20 protein-coding genes are annotated in these 18,255 nt (G+C 36.6%); 11 read left to right on the top strand and 9 right to left on the bottom strand.

Annotation, left to right across the window (positions count from 1 at the left end):
* Window positions 1-31 precede the first annotated feature (31 nt).
* Window positions 32-1,696, top strand: coding sequence for a T9SS type A sorting domain-containing protein (locus tag Q2U82_RS12315; protein WP_410005159.1), 1,665 nt, complete (start codon window positions 32-34; stop codon window positions 1,694-1,696).
* 1 nt (window position 1,697) lies between these two features.
* Here the strand turns inward: Q2U82_RS12315 and Q2U82_RS12320 are convergent, their stop codons facing one another.
* The gene (locus Q2U82_RS12320) at window positions 1,698-2,267 is read right to left on the bottom strand and encodes a DUF4256 domain-containing protein (RefSeq protein WP_410005160.1); all 570 of its coding nucleotides are present in this window, start codon (window positions 2,265-2,267) and stop codon (window positions 1,698-1,700) included.
* Between the two features lie 88 nt (window positions 2,268-2,355).
* Window positions 2,356-2,904 carry an ExbD/TolR family protein gene (locus Q2U82_RS12325; RefSeq protein ID WP_410005161.1) on the bottom strand — a complete coding sequence of 183 codons (549 nt, stop codon included), beginning with the start codon at window positions 2,902-2,904 and terminating at the stop codon, window positions 2,356-2,358.
* Window positions 2,905-3,031: 127 nt separating this feature from the next.
* On the opposite strand from Q2U82_RS12325, the gene Q2U82_RS12330 reads away from it, so the two are divergent.
* Complete coding sequence (locus Q2U82_RS12330; RefSeq protein WP_410005162.1) at window positions 3,032-3,649, top strand: Crp/Fnr family transcriptional regulator; 618 nt, start codon at window positions 3,032-3,034, stop codon at window positions 3,647-3,649.
* 58 nt (window positions 3,650-3,707) lie between these two features.
* On the opposite strand, the gene Q2U82_RS12335 is transcribed toward Q2U82_RS12330, so the two are convergent.
* The 3 genes from Q2U82_RS12335 to Q2U82_RS12345 form a co-directional block, all read right to left on the bottom strand.
* Entirely contained in the window at window positions 3,708-4,583 is an 876-nt protein-coding gene (locus tag Q2U82_RS12335; RefSeq protein ID WP_410005163.1) for a pirin family protein, read from the bottom strand.
* A gap of 181 nt (window positions 4,584-4,764) precedes the next feature.
* Window positions 4,765-5,286, bottom strand: coding sequence for a YceI family protein (locus tag Q2U82_RS12340; RefSeq protein ID WP_410005164.1), 522 nt, complete (start codon window positions 5,284-5,286; stop codon window positions 4,765-4,767).
* Between the two features lie 105 nt (window positions 5,287-5,391).
* Entirely contained in the window at window positions 5,392-6,003 is a 612-nt protein-coding gene (locus Q2U82_RS12345; protein WP_410005165.1) for a hypothetical protein, read from the bottom strand.
* Between the two features lie 146 nt (window positions 6,004-6,149).
* On the opposite strand from Q2U82_RS12345, the gene msrA reads away from it, so the two are divergent.
* From msrA to Q2U82_RS12360, 3 genes are all read left to right on the top strand, one after another.
* Window positions 6,150-6,695 (top strand): peptide-methionine (S)-S-oxide reductase MsrA, encoded by a 546-nt coding sequence (gene msrA, locus Q2U82_RS12350; protein WP_410005166.1) that lies wholly within the window; start codon window positions 6,150-6,152, stop codon window positions 6,693-6,695.
* Window positions 6,696-6,800: 105 nt separating this feature from the next.
* Window positions 6,801-7,355 (top strand): peptide-methionine (R)-S-oxide reductase MsrB, encoded by a 555-nt coding sequence (gene msrB, locus Q2U82_RS12355; protein WP_410005167.1) that lies wholly within the window; start codon window positions 6,801-6,803, stop codon window positions 7,353-7,355.
* Window positions 7,356-7,626: 271 nt separating this feature from the next.
* The gene (locus Q2U82_RS12360; protein ID WP_068760276.1) at window positions 7,627-8,073 is read left to right on the top strand and encodes a cold-shock protein; all 447 of its coding nucleotides are present in this window, start codon (window positions 7,627-7,629) and stop codon (window positions 8,071-8,073) included.
* Window positions 8,074-8,137: 64 nt separating this feature from the next.
* On the opposite strand, the gene Q2U82_RS12365 is transcribed toward Q2U82_RS12360, so the two are convergent.
* Window positions 8,138-8,371: a YtxH domain-containing protein gene (locus Q2U82_RS12365; RefSeq protein ID WP_410005168.1), complete on the bottom strand. Its 234-nt coding sequence runs from the start codon at window positions 8,369-8,371 to the stop codon at window positions 8,138-8,140.
* Between the two features lie 332 nt (window positions 8,372-8,703).
* Between Q2U82_RS12365 and Q2U82_RS12370 the strand changes: the two genes are divergently transcribed.
* The 6 genes from Q2U82_RS12370 to Q2U82_RS12395 all read left to right on the top strand — a co-directional run bounded on the left by Q2U82_RS12370 (window position 8,704) and on the right by Q2U82_RS12395 (window position 16,819).
* Window positions 8,704-10,806 (top strand): elongation factor G, encoded by a 2,103-nt coding sequence (locus Q2U82_RS12370; RefSeq protein ID WP_410005169.1) that lies wholly within the window; start codon window positions 8,704-8,706, stop codon window positions 10,804-10,806.
* 106 nt (window positions 10,807-10,912) lie between these two features.
* Window positions 10,913-12,478, top strand: coding sequence for an SDR family NAD(P)-dependent oxidoreductase (locus tag Q2U82_RS12375; protein WP_410007162.1), 1,566 nt, complete (start codon window positions 10,913-10,915; stop codon window positions 12,476-12,478).
* Between the two features lie 70 nt (window positions 12,479-12,548).
* Entirely contained in the window at window positions 12,549-12,770 is a 222-nt protein-coding gene (locus Q2U82_RS12380) for a VF530 family DNA-binding protein (RefSeq protein WP_410005170.1), read from the top strand.
* Between the two features lie 94 nt (window positions 12,771-12,864).
* The gene (locus tag Q2U82_RS12385; protein WP_410005171.1) at window positions 12,865-14,418 is read left to right on the top strand and encodes a DEAD/DEAH box helicase; all 1,554 of its coding nucleotides are present in this window, start codon (window positions 12,865-12,867) and stop codon (window positions 14,416-14,418) included.
* A gap of 51 nt (window positions 14,419-14,469) precedes the next feature.
* Complete coding sequence (locus tag Q2U82_RS12390) at window positions 14,470-15,816, top strand: DEAD/DEAH box helicase (protein WP_410005172.1); 1,347 nt, start codon at window positions 14,470-14,472, stop codon at window positions 15,814-15,816.
* A gap of 64 nt (window positions 15,817-15,880) precedes the next feature.
* A complete protein-coding gene (locus Q2U82_RS12395) occupies window positions 15,881-16,819 on the top strand; it encodes an EamA family transporter (RefSeq protein WP_410007163.1) in 939 nt (312 codons plus the stop codon).
* Between the two features lie 101 nt (window positions 16,820-16,920).
* Here Q2U82_RS12395 and Q2U82_RS12400 read toward each other — a convergent pair whose 3' ends face one another.
* The 3 genes from Q2U82_RS12400 to Q2U82_RS12410 all read right to left on the bottom strand — a co-directional run bounded on the left by Q2U82_RS12400 (window position 16,921) and on the right by Q2U82_RS12410 (window position 18,237).
* On the bottom strand, window positions 16,921-17,184 hold the full coding sequence (locus tag Q2U82_RS12400) for a hypothetical protein (RefSeq protein ID WP_410005173.1): 264 nt from the start codon (window positions 17,182-17,184) through the stop codon (window positions 16,921-16,923).
* 167 nt (window positions 17,185-17,351) lie between these two features.
* Entirely contained in the window at window positions 17,352-17,654 is a 303-nt protein-coding gene (locus tag Q2U82_RS12405) for a hypothetical protein (RefSeq protein WP_410005174.1), read from the bottom strand.
* Window positions 17,655-17,685: 31 nt separating this feature from the next.
* Window positions 17,686-18,237 (bottom strand): RNA polymerase sigma factor, encoded by a 552-nt coding sequence (locus tag Q2U82_RS12410; protein ID WP_410005175.1) that lies wholly within the window; start codon window positions 18,235-18,237, stop codon window positions 17,686-17,688.
* Window positions 18,238-18,255 lie beyond the last annotated feature (18 nt).

Consider the following 18,255-nt stretch of genomic DNA (forward strand, 5'->3'; position numbering starts at 1 on the left):
TTTAGTCGAAATATCAAATTTATAGAATCTTATGAAGAATTATATTTTCTTCCTCGTTACCATATCAATCTGTAATTCTTTTTTTGCACAGCAATTATCTCTGGTACCAAACCAACCCGATTATAATTATTACGAAGCGCATAAAGCAGATGAAACAACCTATCTGTTGGATTATAGTTCCAATGACGATTCCGGATTTTATACTTTCAACGGGACTGATATAAATGCAATACCATTTTCAGACAACCTGCCAGATAAACGGTTTATGGTTTCTGTAAATGGAAAATCTTATTTTGTTAATGGTGGAATAGACACTTTATACGAATATGATGGTTCGCAGGTTAACGAGATACCCTTTCCCGAATCGTATTTTGCGGTTGTTTATCTGGGAACTATTAACGATAAAATATATTTTGCCACACAAGTACTTCCGAATTCACCGAGAATGATTTCATATGACGGGAACACTTTGGAAACTTATGAAATCCCCGAAATACTCTTTGGAGGAGGAAACTTTTATTTTGCAAAATCTCAGAATTTGATCTATTTCAGACTGGCCAGCGGTCCAAACATATCCTCTTTATGGAGTTTTGATGGAGACCAATTTACTTATTTTGATGGCCCTCCAGATATGACCCTCGCAACATTGGAGCACGAATTAAACAATGAATTTATAGTTAGTTATTATGATTTTTCCTCACCATCAAATGAAGATTATTTAACTTTGTTTAAATGTGATGGTACTACATTAACTGAAATAGAATCTCCACAAAACACATATTTTTATTTTACATTCGGAAAAACAGTAGACAAAATGTACGTGCGTTTCAGAGATTTTGATACCGGACACGGACTTCTTTATACCTATGACGGAAATAACTTAACGCCTGTTTCAACTTCAACAGATAGAGTAGGCTATGGCTATTTAGGAACTTTTAGCGGTAAAGATTTTTTAAGTTTTTATAGAACGGATGGTAGTCAAATTTCTGATCTTTACTCTTATGATGGAAATACTTTAAATTTAATTACAGGTCCTACTAACCTAAAACCATGGGATTATGCAGGTAGTATCAATAACAAGTTATATATAATTTATACAAACAGCGACAATACCAGTAAAATATTATATGAATTTGTCGCTGGGAGTAATGAAGTTACGCTTGTTCCCAATGCACCCTCGGATTCTGAATTGGATATATATGTAATTTCCCACGGTAATAAGCTTTTTTTCAGGTATAAAACTCCCGAACCTAATTATTTGCTTTATGCGCTAGATGATTCAGGTTTTACGCAAGTGGAAATACCAAATTATTTTTTTCTTAATTATGATTTTACATTTGGTGATAAACTTTATTTTAGTTGTTATGCTGAAGATCCCTTTACAGTAAAATTGTTCAGTATGGATGCCAATCTAAATATTTCTGAAAATGGAGAAGATTTTATCATTTCTATTTCTGTTTTCCCTAATCCAGCTAAAAATTATTTGAATATACGTTTCAATTATACAGACGGGATAGATGACACTGAGATTCTTTTGTTCACTGTGGAAGGAAAATTAGTTGACAGGAAATATTATAAGCAAGAAGTGATAGGGAAGGATATTCAATATTCAACTGACCATTTAAGTAACGGAATTTATATTCTCGAGGTAAAAAATAGCCTTGGCGCTGTTCAAAAAATAATAATAAAACAATAAATTAAACTTTCAACATCCCACGAAAACCTCTTCCCCCGTAATACGATTGTACCCCATTGTGATAAATAAATACGGTATTGAAACGAAAATCACCAAAAATAGCCCCGCCCAACTTTCGGATATTATCTGGCGTTTTCAGCCAACTCGAGGTTTTGGTATCAAACGTTCCGATTTCCTGTAATTCGCGGTATTGTTTTTCCGTTAAAAGTTCAATGCCCATTTCGCCAGCCATCCCGATAACACTGTTTTTGGGCTTGTGTTCTTTTCTTGCTTCCAAGGCTTCAGAGTCGTAACAAAAACTTCGTCTGCCTTTGGGGCTTTCTGCTGAGCAGTCATAAAAAATATATTCGTTTGTCTTTTTGTCGAAACCAACAACGTCGGGTTCGCCACCGGTTTCTTCCATTTGGTGTAACGACCAAAGTTTTTGGGGATTTGCTTCTAGTTTATCTTGCACCTTTGACCATTCCATTTCTGAATGTCTTTTTGAGTTTTTTTCAAAACGTGTTTTTAAGGTTTTTAGAAGTTCTTCACTTTGTTTTGAAGTTATTTTCCTTGAATTTTCTTTTTCCATAAATTTGAAATTTTTGAATGTTTAATTCATTATAGAAAGCAATATTTTTTCTAAATTAATATTTAATTGGCTCATTCAAAAGGAAATTTTATAAAGACGTTTCAATAACCCTAAATGGATAAGCCTCTTGCATTGTTTTCAATTCCTCTTTGGTAATTTTTTCAGAAGTGGTTTTCAAAACTTCCTTGACGTATTTTTCACGAAGTTCAAAATATGCTTTTGCAATTTCGTCTTGAATGGAAATAAAGCTTTGGTAGGGTGTTTCACGATGGATTGATAGAGAAATTGAGGCTTTCTTTGGATTGTCTGAAAATGCAGGAAGTTTTTCGCCTTTGCAGTATTTGCAGGTTCCATCGCCATCGTTGTCTATAAAATCTTTCAACTTTTCTTTTAAGCCTTCAATACTTGTTATTTCATTATTGGCCATTATTTCTCCTTTTTCATTTAGGCTTATAGCAAAAAGATTGTTCTTTTTAATAGGAATATTACATTCTGCACCGGGAGGGCAGGGTTGTGGAAGATCACGTGTCATCCCTTTATCATTTGGAATCATGGAGGTTACCAAAAAGAAGATTAAAAGCAAAAAGGCGATGTCGGCCATGCTGCCGGCGTTTACGGAGGGCATTGAATTTCTCATAATTGAAAGTGGTTTAGTGTTCTCTTGTAAGAAAACAAAAAAAGTGCCACAGTTTTTTTCACTTCTGAAACATCTTTCAAAAGAATACTTTAATTTTAAGCGTAACTTAGAAATTCAAATTTTTGAAATGATTAAATCTGAAAACCATAAAATTCCGAAAGATTTTACTAACTATTTGATGGAAACTGTTGGTTTGTCTGAACCTGAAGCACAAAAACTATCCCTTCCATTAACGCGAATGAGCTATGAAAAAGGGAATGTTCTTCTAAAAAAAGGAGATGTTTGCAAACATTCTTTTTTTGTTGAAAAAGGATTGCTGCGGTCCTATATGCTTGATGAAAGCGGAAAGGAGCACGTTATTCAGTTTGCCCCTGAGAATTGGTTTATTGTGGATAGAAGTAGTGTTTATTTTAATGATCCTTCAGAAAGTTATATTGAAGCCATTGAAGATACGGATGTGGTCTTTATCGGGGAAGATTTTATGTGCCACGCCGCCGAAGTAAGCCAAACTTTTGGTCGCTACAATGATAAATTGTTGCACAACCATATTCGGCAAATGCAAAAGCGGATAAATTTATTACTGGGCGCCACTGCGGAAAAGCGGTATTTAAGTTTTATTGAAATGTATCCAGATTTATTGCTTCGTGTTCCACAGTGGATGATTGCTTCCTATTTGGGGATTACACCCGAAAGTTTGAGTCGTGTCCGTAAGGAATTGGCGCATAAAAATTTTAAGCCTAGTTAAGATTAAAAAGAAAAGCCTGTCAAATCACTTCAACAGGCTTAAAAGATTTTTTTTTTAATTATTCCAAATACCCGAATTTTCCCATATTGAAATCACTAATTGCCTGAATAATTTCTCCACGTGTGTTCATTACAAATGGGCCTTGGGCTGCAATCGGTTCATTTATGGGTTCGCCGCTAAGTATTAAAACTACGGCATCATCCGTTGCTTCAATGGTAAATTCTTCGCCATCATTTGCGAACAATCCCAAGCTATCGGTTTTTATTTCATTTTGATTGTTCACTTTTACATTCCCTTCAATTACTAAAACCGTAGTATTATAATTTTGCGGAAAATTGAAGTTTGCTTTTCCGCCTTTATTCAACTTTGCGTTTAGCATATGAACGGGGGTAAAAGTAAAAGCAGGCCCCTTTTCACCATTGTATTCGCCAGCAATTACTTCAACAATACCGGCATTATTTGGGAGTTGGACTTTTTTCATTTCAGCATTTGTGATTCCTTGATATTTTGGGGCACTCATTTTGTCCTTCGCGGGAAGATTTACCCACAATTGCACCATTTGAAAATAACCACCTGTTTTGCTGAAATTTTCTTCATGATATTCTTTGTGAAGAATTCCCGATGCGGCTGTCATCCACTGCACGTCGCCTTCACCAATAATGCCACTATTTCCAGAGCTGTCGTGGTGGGCAACACTTCCTTTATAGGCAATCGTTACCGTTTCAAAACCTCTGTGCGGATGCACATCCACACCCCGGGGCTGATCAGTGGGTGGGAAGTAAAACTTGCTGTTATAGTCCATCATAATAAATGGATCCATTCTTTCAAAGCCTTGTTGAATTCCGGAAGGAATATATTGGTGTACCCTAAATCCGTCACCAACCATGTGTGGAGCGGGAGGTGTAAATACGCGTTCAATTTGTCTTGTTTTCATTTTAATCTTTTTTATTTTATATAGTAAAATTACGCCTTAAAACATTGTTTTACATTGATGTATGTTAAGAACTGTTATTAACGAAAAGGAAATAGTTCTTTGGAAAAATAAATCGAGAACTTTGTTTTTCAATAAACAAAGCCCTCGATTCTTAAAAGGGGAACAGTAAAATCTTGGGAAATTATTGTTTTATGAATTGCAGTGAAGCAATCAATTTCACTTTGTCGCTTACAACCACGCTTCCAGCTTCGGTCACTGCGTTCCAAGTTAAACCAAAATCTTTACGGTTTATTTGGCCTTCAAATTCAAAACCAGCTTTTGTCTGTCCGTAGGGATCTACTGCAGTTCCGTTGAATTCAGTTTCCAATTCAACTTCTTTGGTAACTCCTTTTATGGTTAAATCGCCTATCATTTTATTTCCGTCAAATGATTTTGATTTGAAAGTTAACTTCGAATTTTTTTCAGCTCCAAAAAATTCATCGCTCTTTAAATGATTGTCGCGATCTTTATTGTTTGTGTTCACGGAATCAATTTCTGCTGAAAATGAAAAATTACCGTTTTTAAAATCGTCATTTGAAGCTTCAACCTTGCCATCAAATTTTTCGAAACTACCCGTTACGGTAGAAATCATCATGTGTTTTACCTTAAAATTGATTTCGGAATGTGTAGTATCAATATTCCAAACTGTCTTTGCATTGTCCATATTTATAATTTTTTTGTTATTAATTATTTAATAGGACAAAATTAAGGCGCACAACTGGCCCTTGCATTGATGTATGATAAGAAATAGGTTTAAGTTATTGTCGGACTATTTATTCATCTCCTCCAATAGCTGGTCATAATCCTCAATCTTTATGTGAAGCACACCCCCTAAACTGATTATTGGGGTAGTAACAGAATCAATCTTGACTATAGCATTTGCAAAAGCTGGTGCCAATTGGGCTTTCAAGTCGGGCTTTTCAGAAAAACGATAAGAAGTGTATAAATAACGGCTTTTGTCTAAACCAGAAACAAGGCTATCGCAACTGCTGCAATTTTCAGGAATATAAACAATAACCCTTTTTCGGGGTTCAATTTTAATAGGCTCAAATTCCTTTCGTAATGCACGGCTGGAAAGACTATCACTTACATTTAACTCATATGTGTAATGGGCTTTTTTACCTCTATCAACAATCAAGTTAGCTAACATAACTTTTGATGCAGCTGGAACTCGAACCGCTCTTGGCACACTTTTACTTTGACGAAAGTTAGTGCCTTCCACAGTTATGGAAACGTCTAAGTCTTGTTCGTTTTTGTTGAGTGCATACAAGAAAAGTCGGTTGGCCTTTGCTTCTTCAACAATTTCTATGGGTCTTTCTTGTGAAAATAATGGAGTGCAGCTTATTGTAAATATAAAGATGAAGAGTAATTTTTTTAGCATTTTGGATAATTTTATATCTTTTCGAAGATATAAATTTCAACAAGAATTAAAAAAAATTAAATAAAAAAAACCAGAATAGCTTTAACAATACTTTAGGGAGCTAAAAAGACACAGTAAGTATCTTTGGGTTATAAAAAATAAAAAAAATGATTGATAGCAATAATTTTGAAAAGCTAACTATTGGTGGAGGTTGCTTTTGGTGTACCGAAGCAATTTTTGACCAAATAAAAGGAGTTGAGAAAGTGGTTTCCGGCTATTCTGGCGGGAGTGTTCCTGGAACACCAACTTATCGTGAAGTGTGTTCTGGACTTACTGGCCATGCCGAAGTGATACAGGCAACCTATAATCCAAAAGTTATTTCTTTTGAAGATTTGCTTGTTATTTTTATGACCAGTCACGATCCCACAACTTTAAATAGGCAAGGGGCAGACACAGGTACGCAATATCGTTCAGTTATTTTTTATCACGATGAAAACCAGAAAAAAATTGCCGAGACTGTGCTAAATGAAATGGCACCCTATTATGAAAACACAATTGTTACAGAGTTAAGTCCTTTGGAAAAGTTTCATCCTGCTGAAGACAACCATCAAAATTATTATGCCAATAACAAATCACAAGGCTATTGCACAGCTGTTATTTCTCCAAAATTGGCCAGACTTCGAAAAATGCACGCAGATAAGCTGAAACAATAACATTTTTTTATGTTTTTCGGTAGTTAGTTATATAAAACCATGCCGACTTAGTTTTCGTATATTTTAATAGTACACCTTAAAAACACTATTTAAATAATCAAGATTATGAAAAACTATTTAATAAAAACAGTCTCACTTTCTTTCGGATTATTGGTAAGTCTTTCACAAGTTTCTTGTCAAAATAGCCAAACGAAAAATGATGAAAAATCAATGCTCTCTACTTCGGAAAAAGTAAATGCTTCAGAAGAAATTGAAATGGACAACCAATTTCCCATGGCAAAAACCGATGCCGAATGGGAAAAAGAGCTTACACCGGAACAATATCAAATAATGGTAAAGAAAGGAACGGAAACTCCTTTTAAAAATGAATACTATGACAATCACGAAAAAGGTATTTATGTAAGTGCTGCAACGGGAGAGCCATTGTTCAGCAGTGAAGATAAATTTGAATCTGGAACCGGGTGGCCATCGTTTACAAAACCAATCAATGATGACGCGGTGGTTTGGATAAAAGATAACAGTCTCGGTATGGTTCGTGATGAAATTGTTGAAAAATCAACAGGATTGCATTTGGGCCATGTTTTTAATGATGGGCCCGCACCTACGCATTTGCGTTACTGTATGAATTCTGCAGCATTAAAGTTTATAAAGCAGTACTAATTCCCCAATTATAGTTATGCTTGGAAAGTCTCCTTCGGGAGATTTTTTTCATTTTAGAAAATTAAACAAACTATAATAATGATTTTTTGAACCTAAAACCTTTAACCCTTTTTATGATTTTAACTATTTAATTTACTGTACCTTTGTGCCACTAAGGTGAGCAAAATTTAAACCCCAGCTAGGTAAACCAATAAAACAACTAATTACATATTAACTAATTCAAAGGTCATCTGCTCACCGTGGATGACTTTTTTTATTTTAAAAAAAACAAATGGCAAAATCGCAACAAACATACAGTAAGAAAGAAAAAGAAAAAGCAAAGCTGAAAAAGCGGGAAGAAAAGCAAAAGAAGAAAGAAGCTCGTAAGGCAGATAAAACTCCCGGAATTGACTTTGTTTATGTTGACTATAATGGAAACTTGGTAGATACCCCGCCAGACCCATCAATGAAAGTTGAAATTGAGGCTGAAGACATCGTGCTTGGCATTCCTCCTAAAGAAGAAGGCGATCGCGAAGCATTTGATCCTGTTAGAAAAGGAACAGTTTCCTTCTACGACTCATCCAAAGGCTTTGGGTTTATTATAGATAATGAAAATAGCGAGAAGTACTTTACCCACGTAAGCGGTATTATTGACGAAATTTCTGAAAACGACAATGTTTCCTTTGAGCTCGAAAAAGGCCAACGCGGAATGAACGCTGTGAAGGTTACTAAAATTTAAATATTTAAGCATAAGCAAAAAAAATCCCGCTATAGCGGGATTTTTTGTTTAAATAACCAGAATATTAATTAGTAATATCATTGACTTCTTTTTTGGCAGCATTTTTAAGCTGCTCATATTTTTCAGAAATAGTGTCTTCAACTTCTCCGGCTTTCTCTTTTATTTTTCTGCCAGTTTCGTTTGCTTTATCCTTAAGTTTTTGTTTTTCTTCGGGCGACATGTTTTTGTATTTCCAAAATGCAAATGCGCCAGCTGCTACTCCTAACAGCGCTAATAATCCTTTTCCTTTATTGTTCATGTTGTTTTTTTTTGTTTATATAAAGATACGCTTTTGGAAGTCTCTCTTATAATTTTGAATCTACTTTAGTATTTATTTAATACTTAAAGATTTGATTTAATAAAGTATTCACAATTCTATATTCTGAAGTTTTTAAAAAATCATTTCTTTTTGAATTTATATTCCAATAAATAAAAACCATCCTAAAATTTTTCTTGAAATTATTTCCTATCTTTAAATGTAAATAAAGCACATTTAACAATATGATTCACAGAAATTAAGCAAGTCCAAACCTCAAAAAAATTGTTTGGCGCATTGCATCTGAAAAAAGTACTAACCAAAAATCCGTACAGATGAAAATATATGACGACAAACACATTAAAAACGTAGTCTTTGTAGGCGCTCATAACAGCGGCAAAACTACCCTTGCGGAAACAATGCTTTTTGAAGCAGGCCTCATAAACCGTCGTGGCACGGTTGAAAATAAAAATACAGTTTCTGACTATCACGACATTGAGCACGAAAGAGGCAATTCTATCTTCGCTACTCCACTGCACACCGAATGGCGTAATTATAAAATCAACATTATTGACACTCCCGGTTTGGATGATTTTATAGGTGAAATTATCTCCTCCATTCGCGTGGCCGATACCATCGTTACCGTTTTGAGCGCCCAACAAGGCGTGGAAGTGGGCACAGAGATTATCTGGAATTATATCGATAAATACCACAAACCAACACTTTTTGTAATAAACCAAATAGATCATATTAATGCAAAGTTTGGTGAAAGTTTCAAGAGCATTAAAAGTTTGGTGGGCAATAATGCCGTGAAAATCCAATATCCCTTGGTTGTGGATGGTGCACAGTGCATAATTGATGTGCTGAAGATGAAAATGTACAAATTCTCCCCAGATGGAGGAAAGCCCGAGAAGTTGGAAATTCCTGAAGATCAAAAGGAATTGGCCAACGAACTAAATAATGAATTGATAGAAAAAGCTGCAGAAAATGATGAAACATTGATGGAGCTTTTTTTTGATAAGGGAACTCTGAATGAAGATGAAATGCGTGCCGGTATCAAAGCTGGAATGTTGAACCACGAGCTTTTCCCTGTGTTCTGTGTTTCTGCCTTAAACGATATGGGTACAGGTAGATTGATGGGTTTTATTGATAATGTAGCTCCGGCCGCTGCCGATTTAAAACCCGAACAAAGCACAGAAGGAAAAGAAGTAATTTCTTCAAAAGAAAGTCCCACGGCACTCTTCGTTTTTAAAACCGTTTATCAGCCCAATTTAGGGCAGATTACCTTTTTCAAAGTAATGAGTGGGGAAGTGCGATTGAACGATAAACTAATTAATTCACAAAACGGCGAAACGGAGGTTATTAACCAACTTTTCATAATGGACGGAAAGGAAAGGCAACCCGTCACCAAATTAACGGTTGGCGATATTGGCGCCACCCTAAAACTTAAATACACTGAAACCAATGATACTTTGGCTTCACCAAAAAATGTGATTGCCATAAAACCCATTAAATTTCCGCAGCCAAGAATTAAAAAAGCCGTATTTGCCGTAAATACAAAAGATGAAGAAAAACTCAGTGAGTCTTTAAAGAAAATCCATAGCCAAGACCCCACGGTTGAAATTTCCTTTTCAAAAGAAGCAAAACAACTCATTCTTTCCTGCCAAGGCGATCTGCATCTTGCCACTATTGATTGGACTTTAAACAATATTTACGGAGTGGAAGCACGTTTTGAAAAACCTAAAATAGCTTTCAGGGAAACGATTCAACGGTCATCGGCTTCAAATTATAGACATAAAAAGCAATCGGGTGGTTCCGGACAGTTTGCTGAAGTTCATTTAAAAATTGAGCCTTGGTATGAAAATATGGAAGAGCCGCAGGGTTTCAACATTCGAGGTAAGGAAGAGTTAGATCTTCCTTGGGGCGGAAAATTGGTTTTCTACAATTGCATAGTTGGCGGAGTAATAGACCAACGCTATTTACCTTCAATAATGAAAGGTGTTATGGAAGTAATGGAAGAAGGCCCATTGGTAAATTCATACATTCGTGATGTACGCGTGATGGTTTATGACGGTAAAATGCATTCGGTGGACTCCAACGATATTTCCTTTAAAATAGCAGGCGCGCATGCTTTTAAAGAAGCTTTTTTAAATGCAAATCCAAAACTTTTGGAACCCGTTTTAGAGCTTACCGTAAAAGTGCCCGAAGAAATGGTGGGTAACGTAATGACCGATTTACAGTCGCGCCGCTCAATGATTCAAGGAATTGAAAGCAACAATAATTATCAGGTTTTAAAATGCTTGACACCCGAAGCTGAATTGTATGGTTTTTCAACAGATTTGCGATCGTTGACGCAGGGTAGGGCAACGTTTAAATCTTCGTTTTCATCCTATCAGCCCGTTCCGGCCAATGTTCAAAAGGAATTGGTTAATCAGTAACCAATTAAAATAAATTCTTTTGCACATTCAAACTGTGACTATATTTGCCGAAAATTAATTTATGTCGCAGCGGGTTTCTGAAACTGAAACTTCCACAAAGGAAGAAATGGAAAATTTGAAAAAAGACGTTCCTAAAGTTGATTCCAACCAAGAAATCAATGCTGAAGAAATAGCTAAATGCATTGCTATTCTCGAGTATTTAAATAATAATACAGATCAAATATTCGAAATTCCAAAAGAACAGCGCACAGCTTTAATAAAAGCTTCAGGCCAGCTCTCAAGACCTGACCGCGATGAATTTTCTCGAAGAAAAAAAGATGCCAAAAAAGCCGAAAAGCGCAAACAGGCCAATAAAGACCGAACTGCCCGTAAAGAGACCGGAATCCGCAGCGCTCGCGAAAACATTGTCTTTGTTGCTCCAAAATTGCTCCAAACATCCGAGCTTTCAGCTAAAAAAGAACTGGAACTCGAAACTCCCCGTAACTGTTATGTATGTAAAACACTTTTCACAAAACTGCATCACTTTTATGATACCATGTGTACGGAGTGTGGCGATTTCAATTATGCAAAACGTTTTCAAACTGCAGATTTAACTGGGCAAGTTGCAGTTATGACAGGGTCGCGTTTAAAAATTGGTTATCATATTTCATTAATGCTGCTTCGTGCAGGTGCTACCGTTGTTGCTACAACGCGATTTCCTGCAGACTCCGCATATCGCTTTGCACAGGAAGAGGATTTTTATCAATGGGCAGACCGATTAAAAATTCACGGATTGGATCTTCGACATATTCCAAGCGTGGAAATTTTCTGCAATTACATTGAGCAGAAATATGAAAATCTTGACATTCTTATAAATAATGCTGCACAGACCGTAAGAAGACCTGCAGGTTTTTACCAGCATTTGATGGCAAGGGAGGAAATGCCTTTTGAAGAACATCCGCAGTTTGTTAAAGATTTGTTGCACGACCATATGAATTGTTTACAAGAATTGAAAACACTTACGGCAGACATTGGCAAAAACAAAAATCTTCCAGTAACTTGGCATGGTTCCGAACCCGGAATTGGTATTCGTGCTTCAGCAAAACTTTCGCAAATTCCGTATAGTTTTGACAATTCATTGAGTGCAAAAGAAGTTTTTCCCGAAGGAAAATTAGATGCCGATTTGCAACAAGTTGATCTTCGGAAAACAAACAGCTGGCGTTTAAGGCTTGGTGAAATTGAAACCACTGAAATGATTGAAGTTCAATTGGTAAACTCAATCGCTCCTTTTGTGCTTTGCAATCGTTTGGGTGAAATAATGAAGAAGGAAAATACAGGTAAAAAACATATTATAAACGTTTCAGCAATGGAAGGAAAGTTTCATCGTTTTTTTAAGGAAGACCGCCATCCGCATACCAATATGGCAAAAGCAGCGCTTAATATGTTGACGCATACAGCTGCTGGAAGTCTTGCAAAAGAAGGTATTTATATAAATGCAGTAGATACAGGATGGGTTACTGATGAAGACCCTGTAGAATTGGCGAAACGCAAAATGGAGCTACACGATTTTCAACCGCCTTTGGATATTGTTGATGGCGCCGCGAGGGTAATGGATCCATTAATTGATGGAATAAACACTGGAAAACATTGGAGCGGAAAGTTTTTGAAAGATTATAGGCCGATTGATTGGTAGTTTTTCAAAGAGCCAAAAATCAAGACCGCTTCGCTGAACGAAACAAGACTAAACTTGAACAATAATAAGAATGGATACTCAACAGCCTAACAACCCATTACACGGAATTAAACTCGCAGATATTCTGGAATATCTTGTGGAGTATTACGGTTGGGAGGTTTTGGGTGAAAAAATTAAAATTAATTCCTTTAACAGCAATCCTTCCATCAAATCGAGCTTAACTTTTCTTCGTAAAACACCTTGGGCGCGTGAAAAGGTAGAGCAACTTTATTTAAAAACCAAGTTTAAATAGCATCAGAAAATTCGTTCGTAATAAATCCGCCATTTCTTCGCCAAAAACCTATAAAAGGACGTAGTTTTGCAAAACTTCAAAAAATGGGGGTTTTATGACAGAGGCAAAGGACGCAATTCAAGAAAAAAAAACAGATAAAGAGCTGTATAGCTACCAAAAAGGGGCTATTGATAAGATATTTGACAAGTTTGAAACAGCTCCGGAGGATTATCATTTGCTATATCAGCTTCCCACTGGTGGTGGAAAAACCGTTATCTTTTCTGAAATAGTCCGCCAGTATTTAAAGCATCACAACAAAAAGGTGCTTGTAATGACCCACCGGGTGGAACTTTGCAAACAGACTTCAGAAATGCTTACAAGTTTTGGAGTAGTAAACAAAGTGGTGAACAGCACCGCAAACTTAGATGACCAAGAAAAGTACAGTTGTTTTGTTGCAATGGTTGAAACTTTGAACAATCGTTTGAACGATAACAAACTGGATATTTCAGACATTGGTTTGGTTATCATTGACGAGGCCCATTATAATTCGTTTACAAAACTTTTCAAATTTTTCGAGAAATCCTTTATTCTCGGGGTTACCGCAACACCACTTAGTTCCAACAGAAACCTTCCTATGAAGGACAATTATAAGGAATTGATTGTTGGGGAAAGCATACAATCTTTGATTGAAAATGAGTTTTTGGCGCAAGTTGAGGTTTTCCAATATAATATGGGCCTTACTTCATTGGAAATAGGCTCCAATGGTGATTATACCGTAAAATCTTCCGACGATTTATATTCCGCAGTGGGAATGTTGGATCAATTATATCAAGCATATTTAAATCATTCAAAAGGGAAGAAGACATTGATTTTTAACAATGGAATCAATACTTCCATTCAAGTGTATTATCATCTGAAGGCGGAAGGTTTGCCTATTATGCATTTGGATAATACAGCAACCAAAAAGCAACGTAAACAAATATTGCGATGGTTTCACGAAACGCCCGATGCTATTTTAACTTCCGTGAGTATTTTAACCACTGGGTTTGACGAACCTACCATCGATACAATTATTCTGAATAGAGCGACTCGCTCATTGACTCTCTATTTCCAAATGATTGGTCGTGGGTCGCGGATTTTAAACAACAAATCCAAATTTTCAGTAATTGATTTGGGGAACAATTACCAGCGTTTTGGCCCTTGGGAGGCACCATTGGATTGGCAGGCAATTTTCCGTTCGCCCGATTATTATATGGACCGCCTGTTGAGCGATGAAGACTTGGAAAGCACTTTTCGCTATGAAATGCCGGAAGAGCTTCGCGCAGAGTTTGCAAAAAGCAAAGAAGTTTATTTTGATATAAAATCCACCTATCAAGAAGCTACTTATAGAGGCGAATCTTCAAAAGTAGTGCTTGAGCGTTCCATTGCGCAACACGCTTATATTTGTATAGAAAACAGTGAAGATGTATATGATGCGCTTGGTTTGGCAAAAATGCTTGGCGATGATATAGATCATCGTATTGAAAAATATTCACAGTGTATCAGCAAAAGCACCCATAACTTTATTAGTTGGTTAAAAGATGATTATCGCTTAAAACTACGCAGTTACCTTCGCGATAATTTTGATACCGTTTTTGAAGAAATTCACGGTTATCCACCCGAAGATTAATCGAATATTCACCAACTTACAATTCACTACTTTTGCACTAAAGAACCTTCCATGGAATCATTCAACGAGCTAAACATTTCCAAACAAATGCAGTATGCCATTGCAGATTTGGGTTTTGAAAAGCCAACGCCCATTCAGGCACAGTCGTTTTCGGTAATTATGTCGGGGACTGATATGGTTGGGATAGCGCAGACCGGAACTGGAAAAACCTTTGCATATATGCTTCCTATTTTGCTGGATTTGAAGTTTTCAAAAGAAACAAATCCGCGCGTTCTGGTAATGGTTCCTACCCGCGAATTGGTTTTACAGGTTGTTGAAGAGATTGAGAAATTTGGAAAATACGCTTCCATTCGTGTAATTGGAGTTTTCGGCGGAACAAATATCAACCGTCAAAAAGAAGCCGTTGCAGAAGGAGCAGATATTATTGTTGCAACTCCCGGAAGGCTTTATGATTTAGTAGTTAGTCGTGCGCTTCAGTTAAAAGCCATTAAAAAAGTGGTAATTGATGAAGTAGATGTCATGCTCGATTTGGGCTTCCGTTTTCAGCTTACAAACATTTTGGAATTGCTGCCCACAAAGCGTCAAAATATTATGTTTTCGGCAACAATGACGGATGAGGTGAATGTTTTTATCCACGATTTCTTTATTGCGCCCACAACGGTTTCCGTGGCCGTTAGTGGCACACCCTTGGAAAATATTTCGCAGTTTGCTTATGCTGTTCCTAATTTTTACACAAAAGCAAATCTGCTGAAACATTTGCTTCAGAATGAAAAGGATTTCAAAAAGGTACTCATTTTTGTTCCGAATAAAAAAAGTGCCGATCTGCTCTTTGATATTTTGGATGAGTTCTTCGGAAGTGAGGTAGCCGTAATCCATTCAAACAAAACACAGAATTACAGAATCCGTTCCATAGAAAACTTTAACGCTGAAAAAACGCGAATCCTTGTAACGACTGATGTCATGGCACGTGGTTTGGATTTAGACCAAATCAGTCACGTCATCAATTTTGACGTGCCAAACTTCCCTGAAAATTATATGCACCGCATAGGTAGAACGGGAAGGGCAGAACAGGACGGAACCGCTATTCTGCTTTATACTGAAATGGAGCAAGATGCGAAAGCAGCCATTGAAGATTTAATGAATCTAGAGATTGCTGAACTGGAATTCCCCAAGGAAGTTGAAATTTCTAAAAAACTTACTTATGAGGAACAGCCACAAGTTGTAGAGATTAACAATCCTAACAATATGGAAGAAGTTGGTCCAGCTTTTCACGAAAAGAAAGAGAAAAACAAAAAGGAAAATCAGGGCGGTTCCTATAAGCGGATTATAAAGCAGAAATACAAAAAACCAAAAACCCGCGGTGATAAGAATTTCAGAAAAAATAAAAGGGGAAAATAAACTTTAAGCAGAAAGCAACCATCGACCAATCCAACCATCTAATAACCCAACAATCCCTTTACCCCTGAAGCCAAAAAGCAATCTTTTAATTATTCTTGCATTTTTCTCCATCTATGTTATTTGGGGATCTACATATTTGCTAAACAAAGTGGCGGTTGCAGAATTGCCTCCTTTCTTTTTGGCATCCATTCGTTTTACCACCGCCGGACTTTTAATATTTATTATTTCGAAAGCGATGGGCAAAAGCCTTGCTATTACCCGAAAGCAGTTTATCAATGCTTTTATCGTTGGCGTGCTTTTTCTTTCTTTTGGCAATGGAATCATTGTTTGGGCCTTAAAATATGTTGACAGTGGTTTTGCGGCTTTGGAAATTTCTGCACAGCCTTTGGTTGTTCTTTTGCTGATGTGGCTTTTGCAGGGCAAGCGAATTAAACCAATGTCATTGGTAGGAGTAGGGCTGGGGATATTGGGAATTTTCCTGCTCGTTGGTCAAAAACAAATTATCGCCAAAGAAGGTACTGTTTTAGGGATGATAATGATTTTTGCCTGTATGCTCAGCTGGGCTTACGGCAGTCTTTTTGTAGGCAAAGCAGATTTGCCTAAAAATTTCTTTGTGAATACAGGTTACCAAATGTTTACAGCGGGCATCACGCTCGCACTTGCCAGTTTAACTTTTGGCGAAAAATGGATTGTACCAAGTGAATGGGGACAGCCAGTGCAATTGAGTATGGTATTGTTGATTATTTTTGGAAGTATTGTAGCTTTTACTTCTTTCAACTATCTACTTAAAACAGTTTCCCCAGATAAAGTGGCTACTTCAACTTATGTTAACCCAATCATCGCTCTTATTCTGGGTTGGTATATTTTAGATGAACAAATTACGTTGCAATCAATAATCGCTGCGGCGGTACTTTTAACGGGGGTTTATTTTATAAATACCACTAAAACTACATTAACGATTCCTCGTTTTTCAGGAAAGATTAAAAGACGAAATAAACTCTAAAATTTTCTCAATTTTATTTTGTAGGAAAAATAGCCTGTTTTTTACAATTTAATGAACTTGCTTCGGCTTTACGATGGCTTTACGATGAAGTATAGAGATTATTATACCAACTCATAGCACTTAAACCCAATACTTCTAACCTTAGCTACAACCAGATCAGAAGGCACCTCTGGATTACATTCAAGGCGCAATATGCGTTCCCAGTTATCTCTATCAACACTAATATCCGTTACGCCCGGAAGATCTTGCAGCAGGACCTTAACAACGGTTTCCTTTAGTTGTGTGTCAATATTACTTCCAAAAACCATTACCTGTTGGTTTAAGGTAGTTGTTTGGTTGTGGTCAAGTGTGGTTAGTTCAAACATAACTTTTAGAAATTTGGTAAAACAGTCTGTTAAGAAAGCAGATAAACTTAGCTCTATATAAGTGAAGACGACCGAATCTTGTTTTTACTTTAAAGTGTTCAATTTTTTTATGAAAAAAGCCATCAACATATGTGATGGCTTTTATAAAACATTTTCAACAAAACATTTTATCGCTTACAACGATCTTTCCAACGCTCTTTGAAAACCGCTTTTTCCTCATCGGTCATATTCATAAACTTTTCCTTAATGCTTGCTTTTCCAAAGCCCCGTTTTTCACATTTTCCCGGGCCGCCACAGCGGAACCCACCAAAGAGTATTCTACTAAGTATAAACAACCCTAAAGCTTGCCAGTAGTTAATAGTGGTTGCGTTCAGTACCTCAGGTAGAATAGCATTCCATAAACTCATAATTATAAAGGGCAAAACGATAAGGAAGAAAAGCATTAATAAGCCTTTAAATATTTTCCTCATTTTCCAATTATTTGATTTCCGTTCCATAGTATTACTGATTTAATTCTTCGTATAAATAATTTAATTTTTTGCGTAAGTGTTTTACGGCATAGCCTTTTCGGCTTATAATGGTTTTTATGTTCTCACCGGTTTTATCGGCTATTTGCTGAAGCGTCATATCTTCAATTTCGTTCCAAATAAAAACTTCCCGTTGCTTTTCTGGAAGCTCTTCCAGTGCTTCCATCAACTCGTCCCAAAAATTTTCTTTGAAAAGTTCTAGTTCTGGGCTATTGCTATCGTCCAATAGCAACAATTCCTTAAAAACACTATCTTCATCACCGTTTTCATATACAAAATCTTCCAAGGAATCTGTTGTTTTTTTTCGATAGCGATCCGTAACCCTGTTGCGAGCCACGCGATAAAGCCATGCACCAATATTTTCCAAATCGGCCAAATTCGCAAAATTGCTCAACTGGAACCAAACATCCTGAAGAATATCTTCCGCATCCGCTTCATTCCGAACCCGTTTCCGAATAAATCCAGACAGTTTCCCTTCAAATTGCTGAATGGAATCATTAATAACACTGTCGTTTTGGTTACTCATTTTGGTTAGATAGGCGTC

It is taken from the genome of Aequorivita nionensis (assembly GCF_046352995.1).
Classification (GTDB): Bacteria; Bacteroidota; Bacteroidia; order Flavobacteriales; family Flavobacteriaceae; genus Aequorivita; species Aequorivita nionensis.

Excerpts from the sequence above, each read along its gene's own strand:
- Q2U82_RS12315 (WP_410005159.1), top strand. The coding sequence starts at position 32 with ATGAAGAATTATATTTTCTTCCTCGTTACCATATCAATCTGTAATTCT.
- Q2U82_RS12320 (WP_410005160.1), bottom strand. The coding sequence starts at position 2,267 with ATGGAAAAAGAAAATTCAAGGAAAATAACTTCAAAACAAAGTGAAGAA.
- Q2U82_RS12325 (WP_410005161.1), bottom strand. The coding sequence starts at position 2,904 with ATGAGAAATTCAATGCCCTCCGTAAACGCCGGCAGCATGGCCGACATC.
- Q2U82_RS12330 (WP_410005162.1), top strand. The coding sequence starts at position 3,032 with ATGATTAAATCTGAAAACCATAAAATTCCGAAAGATTTTACTAACTAT.
- Q2U82_RS12335 (WP_410005163.1), bottom strand. The coding sequence starts at position 4,583 with ATGAAAACAAGACAAATTGAACGCGTATTTACACCTCCCGCTCCACAC.
- Q2U82_RS12340 (WP_410005164.1), bottom strand. The coding sequence starts at position 5,286 with ATGGACAATGCAAAGACAGTTTGGAATATTGATACTACACATTCCGAA.
- Q2U82_RS12345 (WP_410005165.1), bottom strand. The coding sequence starts at position 6,003 with ATGCTAAAAAAATTACTCTTCATCTTTATATTTACAATAAGCTGCACT.
- msrA (WP_410005166.1), top strand. The coding sequence starts at position 6,150 with ATGATTGATAGCAATAATTTTGAAAAGCTAACTATTGGTGGAGGTTGC.
- msrB (WP_410005167.1), top strand. The coding sequence starts at position 6,801 with ATGAAAAACTATTTAATAAAAACAGTCTCACTTTCTTTCGGATTATTG.
- Q2U82_RS12360 (WP_068760276.1), top strand. The coding sequence starts at position 7,627 with ATGGCAAAATCGCAACAAACATACAGTAAGAAAGAAAAAGAAAAAGCA.
- Q2U82_RS12365 (WP_410005168.1), bottom strand. The coding sequence starts at position 8,371 with ATGAACAATAAAGGAAAAGGATTATTAGCGCTGTTAGGAGTAGCAGCT.
- Q2U82_RS12370 (WP_410005169.1), top strand. The coding sequence starts at position 8,704 with ATGAAAATATATGACGACAAACACATTAAAAACGTAGTCTTTGTAGGC.
- Q2U82_RS12375 (WP_410007162.1), top strand. The coding sequence starts at position 10,913 with ATGGAAAATTTGAAAAAAGACGTTCCTAAAGTTGATTCCAACCAAGAA.
- Q2U82_RS12380 (WP_410005170.1), top strand. The coding sequence starts at position 12,549 with ATGGATACTCAACAGCCTAACAACCCATTACACGGAATTAAACTCGCA.
- Q2U82_RS12385 (WP_410005171.1), top strand. The coding sequence starts at position 12,865 with ATGACAGAGGCAAAGGACGCAATTCAAGAAAAAAAAACAGATAAAGAG.
- Q2U82_RS12390 (WP_410005172.1), top strand. The coding sequence starts at position 14,470 with ATGGAATCATTCAACGAGCTAAACATTTCCAAACAAATGCAGTATGCC.
- Q2U82_RS12400 (WP_410005173.1), bottom strand. The coding sequence starts at position 17,184 with ATGTTTGAACTAACCACACTTGACCACAACCAAACAACTACCTTAAAC.
- Q2U82_RS12405 (WP_410005174.1), bottom strand. The coding sequence starts at position 17,654 with ATGAGGAAAATATTTAAAGGCTTATTAATGCTTTTCTTCCTTATCGTT.
- Q2U82_RS12410 (WP_410005175.1), bottom strand. The coding sequence starts at position 18,237 with ATGAGTAACCAAAACGACAGTGTTATTAATGATTCCATTCAGCAATTT.